Source organism: Alcaligenes sp. AB3 (genome assembly GCF_031844565.1).
In the GTDB taxonomy this organism is placed as follows: domain Bacteria; phylum Pseudomonadota; class Gammaproteobacteria; order Burkholderiales; family Burkholderiaceae_B; genus Alcaligenes; species Alcaligenes faecalis.
In genome coordinates this window covers 38,411-53,460 of record NZ_JAUZVM010000005.1, presented here as the reverse complement: position 1 = coordinate 53,460, position 15,050 = coordinate 38,411, and the positions used below count along the sequence as shown (strand labels likewise).

The window sequence follows — 15,050 nt, the reverse complement described above, 5'->3', positions numbered from 1 at the left end:
AGTGGCAGGACCTCAAGGCCGCTTTCTGTCAGGGAAAGCGGCCTTTTTATGTCTGCCAGCAGGTAGTTTCAACCCGGCTATCTAGCGAAATACATGCCCTGGCCATGACTTTTCCATATAAATATATAGACTAAAGTCCGTACAAATAAACCGACAACCCACGTCGGTGTTTTCCCTTAAATTGGTGCGTATCCCCCTGTAGGTGCTGGTTATAAGGTCATTATCAATCCATATTTCCATAGACAAGTATCGGCTCCTTATTATATTGTTCGTATCAAACAACAATTATGTCCGGTCAATTAATAGGAGCAGGTCCATGAAAAACGGGATACGGAGTGTACTGGCAGCAGCAGGGATGGTGGCCGCGCTGGGCGCGCAGGCTCAAACGCTCAAGCTGGGTGTGGTAGGAGGCATGACAGGTCCAGGCGCGCCCTGGGGTCTGGCTATTGATGGTGGCGTGAAAATCGCCGTGGATGAAATCAATCAGGCCGGCGGCCTGGAAGTGGGCGACAAGAAGTACAAGGTTGAAGTGCTGACCTACGACGACCACTACAAGGCAGCGGATGCAGTAACCGCCACCAACCGTCTGATCGATCAGGATGAAGTGAAATACATCATCGGCCCGATTGGCTCGGCTTCGGTCATGGCCATGAAGCCGATTACCGAGCGCAACAAGGTCATCATGCTGTCCAACAGCTACTCGACCGAAGTGCTGGATGCGAATACGCAATACATGTTCCGCGTGCTGCCTACGCAGTACGAATACAACCGTCAGCTGATCGGCTGGTTGAAGCAGGAACGCCCCGAGCTGAAGCGTCTGGCGATCCTGTCGCCTAACGATGCAACCGGCTGGAGTACGCAAAAGATCCAGACCGCTGCATACAAGGACGCCGGTTACGACGTGGCTGAAACCAAGTTCTTCGAGCGCTCGCAAAACGATTTCCGCACCTTGCTGACCAGCATTCTGGCCAAGAACGTGGACTTCATCGAACTGGATACGGTGCCACCCGGCCCGGCCGGTATTGTGATACGTCAGGCACGTGAAATGGGCTTCAAAGGCCAGTTCACCAAGTTTGGCGGCAATAACGTGGCTGAAACCGTGAAGTCTGCCGGTGCGGACAATGCGGAAGGGACCTTGGTGTATTTGTCTGCCGATCCGTCCAGCGAACCCTACCAGAAGCTGAGCCAGGCTTACGCCAAGGTCCACAGCAACAGCATGGATGACTTCGTTTTCTACTTCTACGATGCCACCCGCCTGCTGTTCAAGGCCATTAACGAAGCTGGCACCGTGGACGATACCGATGCCGTGCGTGCCCGCATTGAAGCCAATAGCAGCTTTGATGGTATTCAAGGCGCGATTGTGTGGGGCGGCAAGGATGTCTATGGCGTGAACCACCAGATCGCCACCCCGGCCTACCTGGGTGTGATCGAGGGCGGCAAGGCCAAGGTCATCAACAAGTTCGACGCCCGCTAATTACCGGTTTTGTTTCAGTACGCACTCCGCCACGGCGGTGGAGTGCACCTTGATACGGTTAGCAATTATGCAGATCGCAATGCAAATCGCCATCATCGCCCTGATGTCCACTTTCGTGTACGCCCTGGTAGCCCTGGGTTTCACGCTGGTGTTTGGCATCTTGCGGGTGGTGAACTTCGCTCACGGCGAGTTTTACATGCTGGGCGCTTACGCCATGTATGTGTTTTATGGTCAGTTTGGCTGGCCCTACCTGCCCTCTATCGCGGCCGCTGCCGTGCTGGTGGGGTTCCTGGGTTTACTGGCTGAACGTGGCCTGTTCCGTCGCTTTGTGGGCGACGAGATGGGCGGCATGATCATGTCCCTGGCTTTGGCGATTACCTTGCAGGCCGGGATCTCGCTGTTGTTCTCGGTGGACGAGCAATCGGTACGCCGTCCGGTGGAAGGTGCCTGGCAAATTGGCCAAGCCTTTTTCGCCAAGGATCAATTGCTGATCGTGGGCATGAGTGTGCTGGCGCTGGCTGCCTTCTATTTTCTGATCGAGCGTACCCGTATCGGCATGACGATACGTGCGGTGGCGCAGGACCGGGAAGTGGCACGTCTGCAAGGCGTCAGTTCCTGGAAGATCATGGCCTTCACCTTTGCCTTGAGCTGCGGCCTGGCTGGTTTGTCGGGTGCCCTGATGGCGCCGGTTTACACCGTGCACCCCTATATGGGCGAAGCCGTGGTGGTGAAAGCCTTCATTATTGTGGTTCTGGGTGGCCTGGGCAGCTTGCCCGGTGCAGTGGTTGCCGCCCTGATTCTGAGTGTCACCGAGGCCGTGGCGTCGACCTTCTATAACGCGACCGTGGCCACCATGTTGTCCTTCCTGATCGTGATGGCCGTGTTGCTGGTCAAACCCAGCGGTTTGATGGGGAAATCGTCATGAGCGCGATCAAAACTGCTTCGTTCTATCCGCGCGATGGCGCCCTGCAATGGGTCTGGCATGCCGTCGTGGTCGCGGTGCTGCTGGGCTGGCCCGTGTGGGCCGGACAGCCTCGCTTTGCCCTGCATCTGGCCATCATGGTGTCGCTGTACGCCTGCCTGGCCATGAGCATGAATCTGGTTTTGCGCATCGGCCAGCTCTCGCTGGCGCATGGCGCCTTGTTCGGGCTGGGGGCGTATGCCTCGGCCATTTTGAGTCGAGATTATGGCTGGTCCTTTCCAGCCGCGTTTTTGGGCGCCGGAGTACTGACGGCAGCATTAGCTGTGATCACCGGCCCTGTTTTTATGCGTATCAAGGGCGTGCATTTCGCGCTCTTGACCTTCGCCCTGGGCGAAGCCGTGGTGCTGTGCTTTATCGAGTTCCACGAACTGTTTGGCGGCAATAACGGCTTTGGGCAGATTCCGTCCCTGCAAGCCAGCTTGCCGATTCCTGAAGGGCGTTACGGCGTTTATCTGGTGACGGTCAGCTTTGCCTTGGTGGTGTATTTCGTGCTGCGGGCCTTGTACCGCCGCGAATGGGGCATGGTGGCGGACTCTTTGCATCAGAACGAGCAACTGGTGCGTTCCGGTGGTTTGAATGTGCTGCGCTTTCGGGTCAGTGTGTTTGTCCTTAGCGCCCTGATTGCCGGCTGGACAGGCAGCTTGTATGCCCATTACCAAGGCTATATCTCGCCTGATTCCTTCGGTTTCTGGACAGCGGTAAATGCCGTCATCATGAATGTGCTGGGTGGTGTGGGTGCCCTGGCTGGTGCCGTGGTGGGGGCCGCAATCCTGATCCCCCTGCCCGAATTGCTGCGCGACTTGCAGCAGTATCAGCGCCTGATCTATGGCCTGACTTTGATTTTGCTGCTCTTGTTCATGCCGCAAGGTTTGGCGGGTCTGTGGCGTAAGTGGCGCGGCGCGCGCAAGGAGGCAGCATGAGCGTGCAATTGAATGTTCAGGGTCTTAGCCGACATTTTGGTGGGATCCGTGCGGTGGACGAGGTGTCCTTCAGCACGGCCCCCGGCCAGATTACCGGCGTGATCGGCCCCAACGGTGCCGGTAAAACCACGCTGTTCAATCTGATTGCCGGTACGACCAAGCCCAGCGCGGGTGCTGTCACCATGGATGGTGCCGCGATTACGGGTCGCCCGGCCGCGTCCCTGGCGCGTCAGGGTCTGGTGCGTACCTTCCAGATGACGCATGTATTTGCAGGCCATACGCTATTTGAAAACCTGTATCGCGCGGCTCTGTTTCGTCAGTTTCCTTCGCCCTGGTCGCTGTTCAACCCTTGGGGTGTGCGTCGTGGCCGCGAAGAGGCCGCGCGGCAGGCTGAACAAGCCTTGGCCTTGATTGGGCTGGAGTCTGTAGCCGATGAGCAGGCCGATTCGTTGGCCTACGGTTTGCAGAAGATTTTGGGTGTGGGCATGGCCCTGACAGCCATGCCCCGCCTTCTTTTAATGGATGAGCCCGCTGCTGGCCTGAACCCGGTGGAAACCGTGGCCATGGCCGATCTGATCGAACGCATTCACGCCAGTGGCATTGATGTGGTGGTGGTCGAGCACGATATGGGTCTGGTGATGCGCCTGTGCCAAAAGCTGGTGGTGCTGGTCAATGGTCGTTTGCTGGCCGAAGGCCCGACCGCACAAGTGCGCCAGGACCCGCGGGTGATTGAAGCCTATCTGGGTGCGGATCTGGACAAGGAACCTGGGCTGGAGCCAGCAGTGGAAGCCCGCGCTGCGCAAAACGGGACGGGACACTCGGCTTCGGTCGCTACAGCTGGTCAGGGAGCTGCCAAGGTCAGCAAGCCTGCGCCCATGCTGGAAATCAAGGACTTGAGCGTGTCCTATGGCGCAGTACGGGCCTTGGACAAGGTCAGTTTTGCGGTGGAAGAAGCCAGTGTGTGCGCCGTGATCGGAGCCAATGGCGCGGGTAAATCGACCCTGATGAAAGCCATTAGCGGTCTGGTACCGGTTGCCGGGGGAGAAATCCTGCTGGAAGGCCAGCCTATCCAGAACCTGAGCGCAGAGCGCCGTGTGAATCTGGGCATCGCGCTGTCGCCTGAAGGTCGTCGCCTGTTCCCCGAACTGACGGTGCGCGAGAACCTCTTGATGGGGGCGTATCTGCGTCGCGATCATGTCGACATTACGGTGGATCTGGAGCGTATTTATGGCTACTTTCCGCGCCTGTTGGAGCGCGAGCAAAGCCAGGGTCGTCATCTCTCGGGCGGCGAGCAGCAAATGTGCGCGATTGGCCGTGCCCTGATGTCCCGGCCTCGTCTGCTCTTGCTGGATGAACCCTCTTTGGGGCTGGCCCCGGCGGTCACTTTGGAAGTGGCGCGCGCAATTCGCCAGATCAGCCAGGACGGCACCACGATTGTGCTGGTGGAGCAAAACGCCAGACTGGCCTTGAAGTTGTCCAAGCATGCTGTGGTGCTGGAAACCGGGCGTTTGAGCCTGGCAGGCGACAGTAAGGAAATCATGAATAACCCACAGATTGCAGCGGCCTATCTGGGCCATGCCGCAGAGGCTTCGCATCATGCCTAATATTTACCAGGTCGCCATGTTTAATGCCGAACGCTACCCCGACAAGGTAGCGGTCTCGGACGAACGCCAGGCCCTGTCCTTTGGCCAGTTCTGCGCCCGTGCGCGCGCCTTGTCGGCCTATTTGAAAGGTTTGGGTGTACAGCCAGGGGATCGGGTGGCCATCATGACGCCCAATTCCATCGATTATCTGGCCTTGCTGCATGCCACGGCCGTAGGCGGTTTTTCTCTGGTGCCGGTGAACACCCGTTACGGCGCTGCCGAACTGCGTTACTTGCTGGACGATGCCCAGCCTACCGTGTGCATTGTGGACCCGGCCTACCGTCCCTTGCGCGAGCAGATCGAGTCTGAAGGCGGCTTGAACAGCGCCGTGCAGTGGCTGGAACACCTGCCTGAGTCCTTGCCCGATCACCGTGCGGATGATCCGGTGCAGCATCGTTTTGGACGTGTGGGGGATGAGGATGTTGCCATTATCATGTACACCTCGGGTACGACCTCAGCCCCCAAGGGGGCCATGCTGACACATGGCAATCTGTCGGCCAATGCGGTGAACTACATCATGGAGCTGGGCATTGATGCCAACAGCCGCTCCTTGCTGGCGACACCCTTGTTTCACATTGGCGGTTTCGGGGTGGTGAATGGCCCCATTCTGTATGCCGGTGGCAGCTTGCATGTGGTGCCGCGTTTCGAGGCCGATGCGGTCATGGACGCGCTGCGTCTGTACCAGCCTACGCATGTGTTTTTGTTGTCCGCCATGTGGGTGGGCTTGACCGATCACCCAGAGTTCAAAGCGCTGTCCCTGCCCGGTGCCCAGTTTGTGCAAACTGCGGCTGCGCCTTTGGGCCAGTGGCGTCAGGATTTGATCCGTACCGTGTTTCCCAACGCTGAATTCAGCTGGGGCTTTGGCATGACGGAAAGCTGTGTCACTACCATCAAGAATCGCTACACGCAGGAGATTCTGGAGCACCCCGGTTCCATCGGTTACCTGTGGCGGCATGTGCAGTACCGCTTGGTCGATGCCGACGGCAAGGTGCTGCCCGATCAGCGCGGGCCGGGCGAAATGCAGGTGCGTGGCCCGACTGTGTTCAAAGGCTATTGGCGGCAGCCCGAGCTGACTGCCCAGGTGCTGGATGCGGATGGCTGGTTGCACACGGGTGATTTGATTCGGGTGGACGATGAAGGCTTTGCCTATTTCATGGGCCGCAGCAAAGATATGATCAAGACAGGTGGCGAAAACGTGGCCGCGCTGGAAGTGGAAAACTGTCTGGCCAGTCACACCGATGTACGCGAGGCCGCCGCCTTTGGCCTGCCCCACGAGTATTGGGGCGAAGAGCTGGTTGCTGCGATTGTGCCTGCCAATGGCCGTGAGCCGGATGTGGAAGTCTTGCGCGAGTTTTGCCGGGAAAAACTGTCCGGCTTTAAAGTACCCAAACGCATCTTTATTGTGGATTCCCTGCCCCAGTCCTCTTCGGGCAAAGTGCAGAAGTTCCTTCTTCGACAAAGGTATGTCTGATGCTGACTTCTTTATCTCTGTTTGACCCTGCCGTGCTGGCTGCCTGGGCCAAGCGCGCCCGCGCCGATGATTTTGTACGGCAGCACAGTGTGCTGGCCGATGTGTGTGTGGCGCTGCGCAATACCGACACCGGCGAGCATATTTGGCTGGCCGTGTCAGAGCAGGATGTGCAGGCGGGCACAGGCCCGCGCGAGGTGCCATTCTGGCTGGAAGGCGATAGTGCCGCCTTTGCAGATCTGGCCCAGGGCTTTCCATTTAACCGCTTGGTGCGTCAACACCGACTGGTGGTGGGAGGCGATTTGCGCGCCTGCGTGCAGAACTGGATGTTGTTGTACGCTTTGACCCGCCTGACGGGCGAGCTGGAGGTCTGAGCATGCCTTATGTGACAACTGCGGATGGTATCCGCGCCTATTACGATCTGGCCGGTTCCGGTCCAGCCTTGGTGATGGTGCACGGCGCCAGTCAGGACAGCCTGTCCTGGCAATATGTGCTGGATCACTTTGCGCCCTTTTACACGGTGTATGCCCTGGATTTGCCCGGTCACGGCAAGAGCGGCATGCCATTGGGTGGTCCTCATACCGCCACCCCGCAAAACGCTCAGTATCTGTTGCAATTTCTGGATGCGGCGGGTATTCAAAATCCGGTCCTGATGGGCCATTCCATGGGCGGGGGCGTTGTCGCGCAGGCCGCTGCCATGGCGCCCGAGCGTATTCGTGGCCTGGTGCTGGTTGATGGCGCCTCGGTGAATGTGGTGAAGTCCTCCGGCTACAACCCGCGCATTCTGGAGATGGCGCGTATCAATCCGGGTGACTGGTTTGAAGTGACCTTTCGTACCTTGATGGGCACCTTGTCCGACCCGGCCCGTGCGCTGGAAGTGGTAACGGACGCCCGACGTTGCATTCCGGCGGTAGCCTTTGCGGATATCTGCGCCTTTGGCGGTTTTCGCATGGAGCAGATTCTGGAGGATATTCATTGTCCGGTGGTGATTGTGGAAGGCAGCGAGGACTGGTCCGTGCCGCCAGAGTCCGCCAGAGAGGTCGAACGCTTGCTGCGAGAAGGCAAAGTTCCGGTGGAATATATAGAATGGCCGGGCATCGGGCATTTTCCCCAAAGTGAATGTCCTGAGCAGTTCACCCGCGACACCCTGGCTGCGATGCGCCGCCTGTCTCTTTAAGCTGAAAACCGTATGGCAAACACCGAATCCCAGTCCAGCGCCAAGCCAACCCTGTATCAGAACATGAGCGATCGCTTGTTGGAGCTGATCCGTTCGGGCCATTACCCCGTCGGTTCCAAGCTGCCCACCGAGATGGAGCTGTGCGAGATGTACGGGGTCGGTCGGCACACGGCGCGTGAAGCCATACGCAAGCTGACCGATCTGGGTTTGATCGAGCGGCGTCGCCGTGCCGGTACCACCGTGATACGTCAGCATCCCAAGCCGCAGTTTGGTCTGGCGCTGGATACCACGGATCAGTTGCAGCGCTATCTGGAATTTACCGATCTGCACGTGCATAAAAAGGCGGTCTGTGTGGACAAGCAGCCGCCTGAAACCGCGCTGGACGGTGAGCCGGCAGATTGGGTGAAGGTGGAAACCTACCGCAGTGTGCCGGGCAGCAAGCGCGGCATTTCCTGGACAGATATTTATCTGCGCAAGGAATACCAGGCGGTGGCTGACCTGATTTCCACCCAGCCTGGCGGTGTGTATCCGCTATTGGAGGAGCACTGTGGCGAAGTGGTGGAAACCATCGAGATGGAAATCTCCGCCTCGCGCTTTCCCCCGCATGTTGCCCGCTTTCTGGGCTACGAGGACTCCGACCCGGCGCTGCTGATTATCCGTACCTTCCGCAATCTGGCGGGCAAGGTCATGGAAGTGGCGGTCAGCTTTTACCCACCTTATGAATTCCGCTACGTCACGCGCCTGTCGCGCAGTGATGGGAGCCACCGCTCACAGAGCTGATTTTTCCGAACCTTTGGGGAGACATTCATGAAACGCAAATATGGCCGCAGTGTGACGGTCAAGGTGACGGGCGACCATGCGCTGGTGCGCTTTGATCGCGGCGTGAACCGTAATGCTATTGATCAGGACACTTTGCTGGCCCTGACGCAAGTGGCGCAGGATCTGGCCTTGTCGCTGGAGATTCACACCGTGGTGCTGACCGGGGCCAAGGATATTTTCTCGGCCGGGATTGATCTGAAAGACCCGCAAAAGTGGAACGATGAACAGGCTGGTTTGCTGGAGCGTCGCGATGTGGCCCAGCGTGGTGCGCGTTTGTGCCGTTTGTGGGAAGAACTGCCACAGCTGACCATTGCCGCCATTGAAGGCGCCGCCGTAGGTGGCTCGGTGGCCTTGGCACTGGCTTGCGACTGGCGTGTGGCCTCGCAGACGTCTTTCTTGTATCTGCCTGAAGCCAAGGTGGGCTTGAACATGGGCTGGGGCGCTATTCCACGCATGGTGAACATGCTGGGTGCCGCTCGCACCAAACGTGCCATCTTGCTGGCCGAACGCTTCGGTGCTGAACAGGCGCTGGACTGGGGCCTGCTGGATGAAGTCTGCGAACCCGGTCAGGCCGTGGCGGTGGCACAGTCTTTGGCCAAGCGGGCTTCGGAGTCGCCTGCGGCGATTATTCGTATGACCAAGGAGTCGGTGAATCAGGTCGCCAATGCCTTGAACCGTCTGGGCATTTATATGGATGCCGATCAGGCGCTGGTGTGTCGTGACAGCGTAGAGGGAGCCCAGGCGCGTGCGGGTTTTTTGTCGCCGGGCCGCCCCAAGACAAAAAGCTCCCCCTCGGGAGGCAGCAAGCCGAAGGCGTAGCGTTAGTGTCAGCAAATAGCGTGTTGCGTGCCCCTTGCCGTGTTCGCGGACAAGGGGCTATCTATACCGTGGTATCAAGCGGTTTGACGCTCTTGTGCCAGTCGCCCCATCCCCTGTGGGAACAAATCCAGTCCCGCCGTTGCCACCAGATCCCAGAAACCGGCGGGGGAACTGGACACGACGGTGACGCCCAATTTGTCCTCGACCTGACGCACGGCTTCCAGCGACACCAGGCCACCGCAAGACAGCAGCAAACCTTGTGCCTGACCGGGAGCCTGCTCCTGGGCGATGTCCCAGGTTTTCAGGCACAGATCGACCAGCTCCTGCGTGCTGATCTTGGACATGGCCGTGACGTCATTGACGCCCAAACCATAGGCGCAGACGGCTTGAATCTGGTTCTGGCCCAGGAAGTGGACCAGGCGCTGGTTCACGTCATCAATATAGGAAGAGGCGACCGCCACCCGTTCGATGCCGCTGGCACGCAGACCGCGCAAGATGGCATGGCTCATGGTGGAGCACGGCAGGCCGGTGGATTCGCGCAGACGCGCCACCAGATCTTCATTAAAATCCGAGCCCCGGTAAAAGCTCAGCGACGTCCCCATCAGGGACACGGCCTGGGCACCCCGGGCGGCCAGCTTTTGAGCGGCTTCGACTACCTGGTCAATGACCTGGTCATAGCCTTCCTTGTCTACCGAACTTAGTGCCAGACCTTGGGCGATGAAGTCAATTCCCGGGTACATTTCCGGGCCTTCCGGAGGCACCAGACCGGCGGCCGGTGGCACGATCAGGCCCAGTACGGGGCGCTTGGTGTCAGAGTTGTCAGTCGTCATAACAGTAGCTGCTTGTTTCATTGTTTAAAGTCGAGTTGGGCGGTCTTGATGACCTGGGCCCAGCGTTCTGTTTCTTCACCCAGCCATTTATCAGTGGCCTGGGCATCTTGGTAGCCGGCTACCGAGCCTTGAGCCAGGAAGGCATCCTGTACCTGCTGTTGCTGCATGCTGTTTTCCAGCGCCTTGCTGACGGTGGCGACCAGGGCGGGGTCTACGGTCTTGGGGGCCAGCATGAACAGCGACGGTGTCACGCTGTAGCCGGGAATGGTTTCCGAGACGCTGGGCAGATCGGGCATGCCGGGGAAGCGGCGCTCGGACAAGGTGGCCAGCAAGCGGATGCGGCCGGAGTTGGCCAGGCCAATGGAGGAAGCCAGGCTGGCAAAGGACATGGACACTTCACCTGCAGCCAGAGCCTGGCTGGCCGGTGCACCGCCGCGATAGGGGACGTGCACCAGTTCGGTTTTGGTCTGCAAGGCGAACAGTTCACCGCCCAGATGGTGCACCGAGCCTACGCCCACCGAGGCGAAGGTTTCTGTTTGAGGAGGTGCCTTGCGAATGGCTTCGATCAATTCGGCTACGGTTTTGACAGGGCTGTCACCCGGAACGGCCAGAGCCAGATCAGACTGGCCCACCATGCCGATAGGGGTGAAGTCACGTTGAAGGTCGTAGCGCAGCGCCGGGTAAATATACGGGGCGACCAGCAAGGAGGTATCGGCAAACAGCAGCGTGTTGCCATCGGCCTGGGATTTGGATACGTAGTCGGCCGAAATGGTGCCGCCTGCGCCGGATTTGTTTTCCACAATCACGGTGCGGTCCAGCTCCTTGCTTAGTGCCTGGGCGGTGACGCGGGCCAGGGTGTCGACCCCGCCGCCAGGGGCAAAACCCACGACCAGGCGAATGGGTTCGGCAGCGTGTAAAGCGGCCACAGGGCTTAATGTCAGGGCGAGCGCAGCCAGCGCACGCCGTGTGAAACGGCTTGCAAACATGAGAAAGTCTCCTCGGTATGAGTGGTAGTTTTTTAGCTAATTATTAATTCAGTGCCGCATATAAAACCCGGCTAAAGGGTTGAGCTGGGCGTTTAGCCAGCTATAGCGCTCGCGCTTGTCGAACTCCCATTTCTCGGGATGGGCTTGGGCGACACGACGCAGGGATTCGGCCCCGGACAGCACATGGCTGGCCGCTGCCTGCATGGCGCTGGGGCCGTCGCGTTTGGCCAGGGCCTGGGTCAGTGCCTGATGTTCATGCCAGGACTGCTCCATGCGGTTTTCCTGATCCAGATGGCGGTGGCGGTAAGGGTTGGTCAGACGGCGCAGATGTTCAATTTGCTGCACCATGAAGGTATTGCCGGCAATGCTGTGAATCAGGGCGTGCAATTCGGCGTTGTACGTGGCGTAGTCAGCCAGGTTTTTGTCCTGCAGGGCCTTGGCACCGCGCTTTTGCAAACGCTCCAGTTCGCGAATCTGGGCATTGCTGATCCGGTAGGCCGCCAGTTGCGTACAGGCGCCTTCCAGCAAGGCCAGGGTTTCCAGCATTTCTTCCAGTTCTTCAATGGTGTGCTGGGTGACAAAAATCCCGGCGCGCGGGGCGATGCGCACTTGCCCGGTGGCCGCCAGTTGCAGCAAGGCTTCGCGCACTGGGGTGCGTGATACCCGGAAAAACGTGCACAGCAAGGATTCATCAATGGCGCTGCCCGGCGGCAGATCACCGCTGGCAATGCGGTGCTCCAGTTCGATTCGTACCCGGTCGGTATTGCTAAGCGTCATGTCTGTCTCCCAAGCCCTTTCCTGTTTTTTAGGCTTAAATGATTCTAGGGAGGGCTTTTTGATATATCAATTAAGGCTTATCCGAGGGTAAAGAAAGTTTTGCCCCGTTTTGATTCAGGGAAATTTCACGGATAATCATTTTTTGCACCCCCCCTTTGCCCCTGTTCGGTCATAGGGAAAAGCACGCTATTTTTCGGATAAAAAAACCATGAGCGAAGAACGTAAACCACTGGATGCGCTGGCCAGCAGTGCCATGCTGGTTTTGTGCCTGATCTGGAGCTTTCAGCAGATCTTGCTCAAGGCGACGGCGCATGACATGGCGCCTATTTTCCAGATTGGTTTGCGCTCGGGCGTTGCCTGTGTGCTGGTCGCTTTGCTGGTTCTGGTACGCACACACAAGCTGGCCTTTACGGAAGGGGCCTGGCGGCCGGGGCTGATGGCCGGTTTGTTGTTTGCGCTGGAGTATTTGCTGCTGGGCGAGAGCCTGCGCTTTACCTCGGCAGCTCATGTCGTGGTGTTTCTCTACACCGCACCCGTGTTTGCGGCCTTGGGTCTGCATATTCTCTTGCCTTCGGAGCGTTTGGCCCGCCTGCAATGGGTGGGGATCGGGCTGGCAGTGGCGGGTATTGCCATTACCTTTTTGGGCCCGGCCAGCATGGACGGGGCTGATCTGGGACGCATGTTGATCGGGGACTTGATGGCCTTGGCAGCCGGGGCCTTGTGGGGCTTTACCACCGTACTGATCCGCAGCACGCGCCTGTCTGCTGTGCCGCCTTCGGAAGCCTTGCTGTATCAGCTATTCAGCGCTTTTGTGATTCTGATGGTGGCCGCGGGCCTGACCGGGCAAACCGAGATACATTGGTCCGGTTTGCTGGGTGCCAGCCTGGTCTTCCAGTCCGTGGTGGTGGCTTTCCTGAGCTTTCTGGTCTGGTTCTGGTTGCTGCGTAATTATCAGGCGTCGCGCCTGGGGGTGTTTTCATTCGCAACCCCTTTGTTCGGTGTTTTATTCGGCGCTTTCCTGCTGGGCGAGGCCATAGAACCCCGTTTTGTGATGGGCGCTTTACTGGTGTTGATGGGCATTACCCTGGTCAGCGCCTATAGCTGGATCAGTCAGCTGCGGCGTCGCAGAGCTTGACTGAATCAGCGAGATGACGCGAATGGCCTCAAGGCGCAATGCGTTGTCGCAAGCTGCTTTTCAACCATCGGCAAAACTGGCGGGCCTCACTTTGCTGGGGTGATTGTGCGTTGACATAGGCCATGTAGGTCGCGCCTGTGGCCACTTGGCCAGGGCCGACTTCCCGCAGGACGCCATCGCGTAGATGGTCCATCACCAGTAAACGCGGCACAACCAGAAATCCGGAGCCGGCAATGGCCCCGGCAATCGCGAAAAACAGGTGATCGTAGGTGGCGCTCATCAGCAGCCGCGAAGGCTCAATACCCTGATCCAAAGCCCATAAACCCAACATGTCTGGTCGTGAGCGTGCGGTCACCATAGGCCAGTGCTCCCAGGCCTGCCCGCTATGTTGCTGGATCAAGGCGGGTGCTGCCACGCATACCAGCTCTTCGCGTATGAGCTCCCAGCTTTCGCTGTCGGGCAGGCTCAAGTCGCGGCTGATCAATACATCAAACTCTTCATTAGGACGGGGTGGCGACAGATTGGTGATCAGATCAATCTGCCTATTGTGCTGGGCGGTGAACTGGCCAAGCATGGGCACCAGCACCGTCATTGAAAAGCTGGGCATGGAGGTGCGGACTCTCAGCCGTTCGTGCTGATCCTGCTGATGGGTGATTTGCTGAATGGCCATCTCCAGGGTGGCCATGGCATCTTTGACCGTGTCATACAGCTGCAAGCCGGCTGCCGTCAGCTCAATATAGGGGCCGCGCCGAATGAACAGAGCCTGCTTGCTGACTTTTTCCAGGGTGGCGATATGCCGGCTGACTGCGCTTTGGGTGATCCCCAGGCTTTGGGCTGCACGGGTGAAATTGCCTTGTCGGCCCACCGCGACAAATACGCGCAGGGGGACCAGAGGAACATTCTCAAGCATGATTAAAACTCATGATAGGGCCACGCTTAACAGGGGGTAGGTGTAGGGTGTAACAGAACCGTCATCTAAGATAAATACCATGATTTTCATGCAATTTTATTGAAATTACAGGAAATAATCATGCAAAACCGTTTCCCTTATCTATCCGCTTTGCTCATGCTTTCCTGCCTGGGTACGGGGGCTGCCAAGGCGGATGAAGTGGTGTTGTACTCCTCCAATAACATCGATGTGGTGAACACGGTGATTGAGCAGTTCCGTCAGGTCCACCCCGAGATATCGGTGTCCGTGGTGCGGGCGGGTTCCGGTGCCCTGATGCAGCGTATCAAGGCAGAAGCAGAGCAACCCCTGGGCGATTTGTTCTGGTCCGGCGGGTTTTCCACCTTGTCGCAGTATGCCGAGTACCTGGTGCCCTATTCGTCGCCCGAGGCCAGTGCAGTAGGTGCACAGTATCAGGGAGCCGGGCAACGCTGGCTGGGTACCAATACCCATGTCACGGTATTGATGCTCAACGAGCGTCAGTTGGGCAAGCTCAAGGCGCCTGCCAGCTGGGCGGATCTGGCTGATCCGGCCTGGAAGGGCAAGATCGTGATTCCAGATCCGGAGCGCAGCAGCTCTTCTTATGTTGCCTTGTACGGCCTGCAAGATCTGATGGGTCAGGAGGTGTTTGAGAAGGTCGTGCGCAATGCTGTGGTGGTCGGGACCACCTCCGGCGCCTACGAGGGCGTTGCCAATGGCGAGTTTGCGGTTGCGGTAACGATGGAATATGCCGCCTATCAATATGTGGCCGGTGGTCTGGATACGATTGACCTGGTCTACCCCAAAGAGGGCACTTTCTTGTCGCCGGAAGGCATGGCCTTGATCAAGGGCGGGCGTAACCCCGAATCCGCTCGCAAGCTGTATGACTTCCTTGCCTCCCGCCCTGCGCAGGAAGAGGTGTTCAAAAGTGCGTTCCGCCGCCCTTTGCGCAGCGATATTGCCGTTAATACGCTGACAAGCTTGCCTGCCATGGATCAGATCCGTGTGCATGCGCTGGATGATGATCGTATGGGGGTGGATCGTGAAGCCTTCCTGGCACGTTGGCGTGCACTGGTTTCCCAGCGCTAGGCGGGA

General features: G+C 58.5%; 15 protein-coding genes. 11 read left to right on the top strand and 4 right to left on the bottom strand.

Annotation, left to right across the window (positions count from 1 at the left end; genetic code table 11):
- The first annotated feature begins 316 nt into the window (after window positions 1-316).
- From Q9R35_RS12385 to Q9R35_RS12345, 9 genes are all read left to right on the top strand, one after another.
- On the top strand, window positions 317-1,474 hold the full coding sequence (locus Q9R35_RS12385; RefSeq protein WP_149721232.1) for an ABC transporter substrate-binding protein: 1,158 nt from the start codon (window positions 317-319) through the stop codon (window positions 1,472-1,474).
- Window positions 1,475-1,553: 79 nt separating this feature from the next.
- Window positions 1,554-2,399 carry a branched-chain amino acid ABC transporter permease gene (locus tag Q9R35_RS12380; RefSeq protein ID WP_021447158.1) on the top strand — a complete coding sequence of 282 codons (846 nt, stop codon included), beginning with the start codon at window positions 1,554-1,556 and terminating at the stop codon, window positions 2,397-2,399.
- Window positions 2,396-3,376, top strand: a complete 981-nt coding sequence (locus tag Q9R35_RS12375; RefSeq protein WP_063690017.1) for a branched-chain amino acid ABC transporter permease — start codon at window positions 2,396-2,398, stop codon at window positions 3,374-3,376. The genes Q9R35_RS12380 and Q9R35_RS12375 overlap by 4 nt, the downstream gene beginning before the upstream one ends.
- A complete protein-coding gene (locus Q9R35_RS12370) occupies window positions 3,373-4,980 on the top strand; it encodes an ATP-binding cassette domain-containing protein (protein WP_311219929.1) in 1,608 nt (535 codons plus the stop codon). The genes Q9R35_RS12375 and Q9R35_RS12370 overlap by 4 nt, the downstream gene beginning before the upstream one ends.
- Window positions 4,973-6,490, top strand: coding sequence for a class I adenylate-forming enzyme family protein (locus Q9R35_RS12365; protein ID WP_199265228.1), 1,518 nt, complete (start codon window positions 4,973-4,975; stop codon window positions 6,488-6,490). The genes Q9R35_RS12370 and Q9R35_RS12365 overlap by 8 nt, the downstream gene beginning before the upstream one ends.
- Window positions 6,490-6,861: a hypothetical protein gene (locus Q9R35_RS12360; RefSeq protein WP_026483956.1), complete on the top strand. Its 372-nt coding sequence runs from the start codon at window positions 6,490-6,492 to the stop codon at window positions 6,859-6,861. Before Q9R35_RS12365 ends, Q9R35_RS12360 begins: the two co-directional genes overlap by 1 nt.
- Window positions 6,862-6,863: 2 nt before the next feature.
- Entirely contained in the window at window positions 6,864-7,664 is an 801-nt protein-coding gene (locus tag Q9R35_RS12355; RefSeq protein ID WP_197313475.1) for an alpha/beta fold hydrolase, read from the top strand.
- Between the two features lie 12 nt (window positions 7,665-7,676).
- Window positions 7,677-8,444 carry a GntR family transcriptional regulator gene (locus Q9R35_RS12350; RefSeq protein ID WP_009461466.1) on the top strand — a complete coding sequence of 256 codons (768 nt, stop codon included), beginning with the start codon at window positions 7,677-7,679 and terminating at the stop codon, window positions 8,442-8,444.
- Window positions 8,445-8,471: 27 nt separating this feature from the next.
- Window positions 8,472-9,302 (top strand): enoyl-CoA hydratase/isomerase family protein, encoded by an 831-nt coding sequence (locus Q9R35_RS12345; RefSeq protein WP_042485005.1) that lies wholly within the window; start codon window positions 8,472-8,474, stop codon window positions 9,300-9,302.
- A gap of 74 nt (window positions 9,303-9,376) precedes the next feature.
- Here the strand turns inward: Q9R35_RS12345 and Q9R35_RS12340 are convergent, their stop codons facing one another.
- The 3 genes from Q9R35_RS12340 to Q9R35_RS12330 are packed head-to-tail and all read right to left on the bottom strand — an operon-like array spanning window position 9,377 to window position 11,895.
- Window positions 9,377-10,132: a hypothetical protein gene (locus Q9R35_RS12340; protein ID WP_063690003.1), complete on the bottom strand. Its 756-nt coding sequence runs from the start codon at window positions 10,130-10,132 to the stop codon at window positions 9,377-9,379.
- A gap of 17 nt (window positions 10,133-10,149) precedes the next feature.
- A complete protein-coding gene (locus Q9R35_RS12335) occupies window positions 10,150-11,118 on the bottom strand; it encodes a tripartite tricarboxylate transporter substrate binding protein (protein WP_063690000.1) in 969 nt (322 codons plus the stop codon).
- Window positions 11,119-11,166: 48 nt separating this feature from the next.
- Window positions 11,167-11,895, bottom strand: a complete 729-nt coding sequence (locus tag Q9R35_RS12330; protein ID WP_125304029.1) for a GntR family transcriptional regulator — start codon at window positions 11,893-11,895, stop codon at window positions 11,167-11,169.
- 208 nt (window positions 11,896-12,103) lie between these two features.
- On the opposite strand from Q9R35_RS12330, the gene Q9R35_RS12325 reads away from it, so the two are divergent.
- A complete protein-coding gene (locus Q9R35_RS12325) occupies window positions 12,104-13,030 on the top strand; it encodes a DMT family transporter (RefSeq protein WP_026483949.1) in 927 nt (308 codons plus the stop codon).
- A 28-nt stretch (window positions 13,031-13,058) separates the two neighbouring features.
- On the opposite strand, the gene Q9R35_RS12320 is transcribed toward Q9R35_RS12325, so the two are convergent.
- On the bottom strand, window positions 13,059-13,940 hold the full coding sequence (locus Q9R35_RS12320) for a LysR family transcriptional regulator (RefSeq protein ID WP_026483948.1): 882 nt from the start codon (window positions 13,938-13,940) through the stop codon (window positions 13,059-13,061).
- Window positions 13,941-14,060: 120 nt separating this feature from the next.
- Here Q9R35_RS12320 and Q9R35_RS12315 point away from each other — a divergent pair, with 120 nt between their 5' ends.
- Window positions 14,061-15,044: an ABC transporter substrate-binding protein gene (locus tag Q9R35_RS12315; protein ID WP_311219928.1), complete on the top strand. Its 984-nt coding sequence runs from the start codon at window positions 14,061-14,063 to the stop codon at window positions 15,042-15,044.
- The last annotated feature ends 6 nt before the right edge of the window (window positions 15,045-15,050 follow it).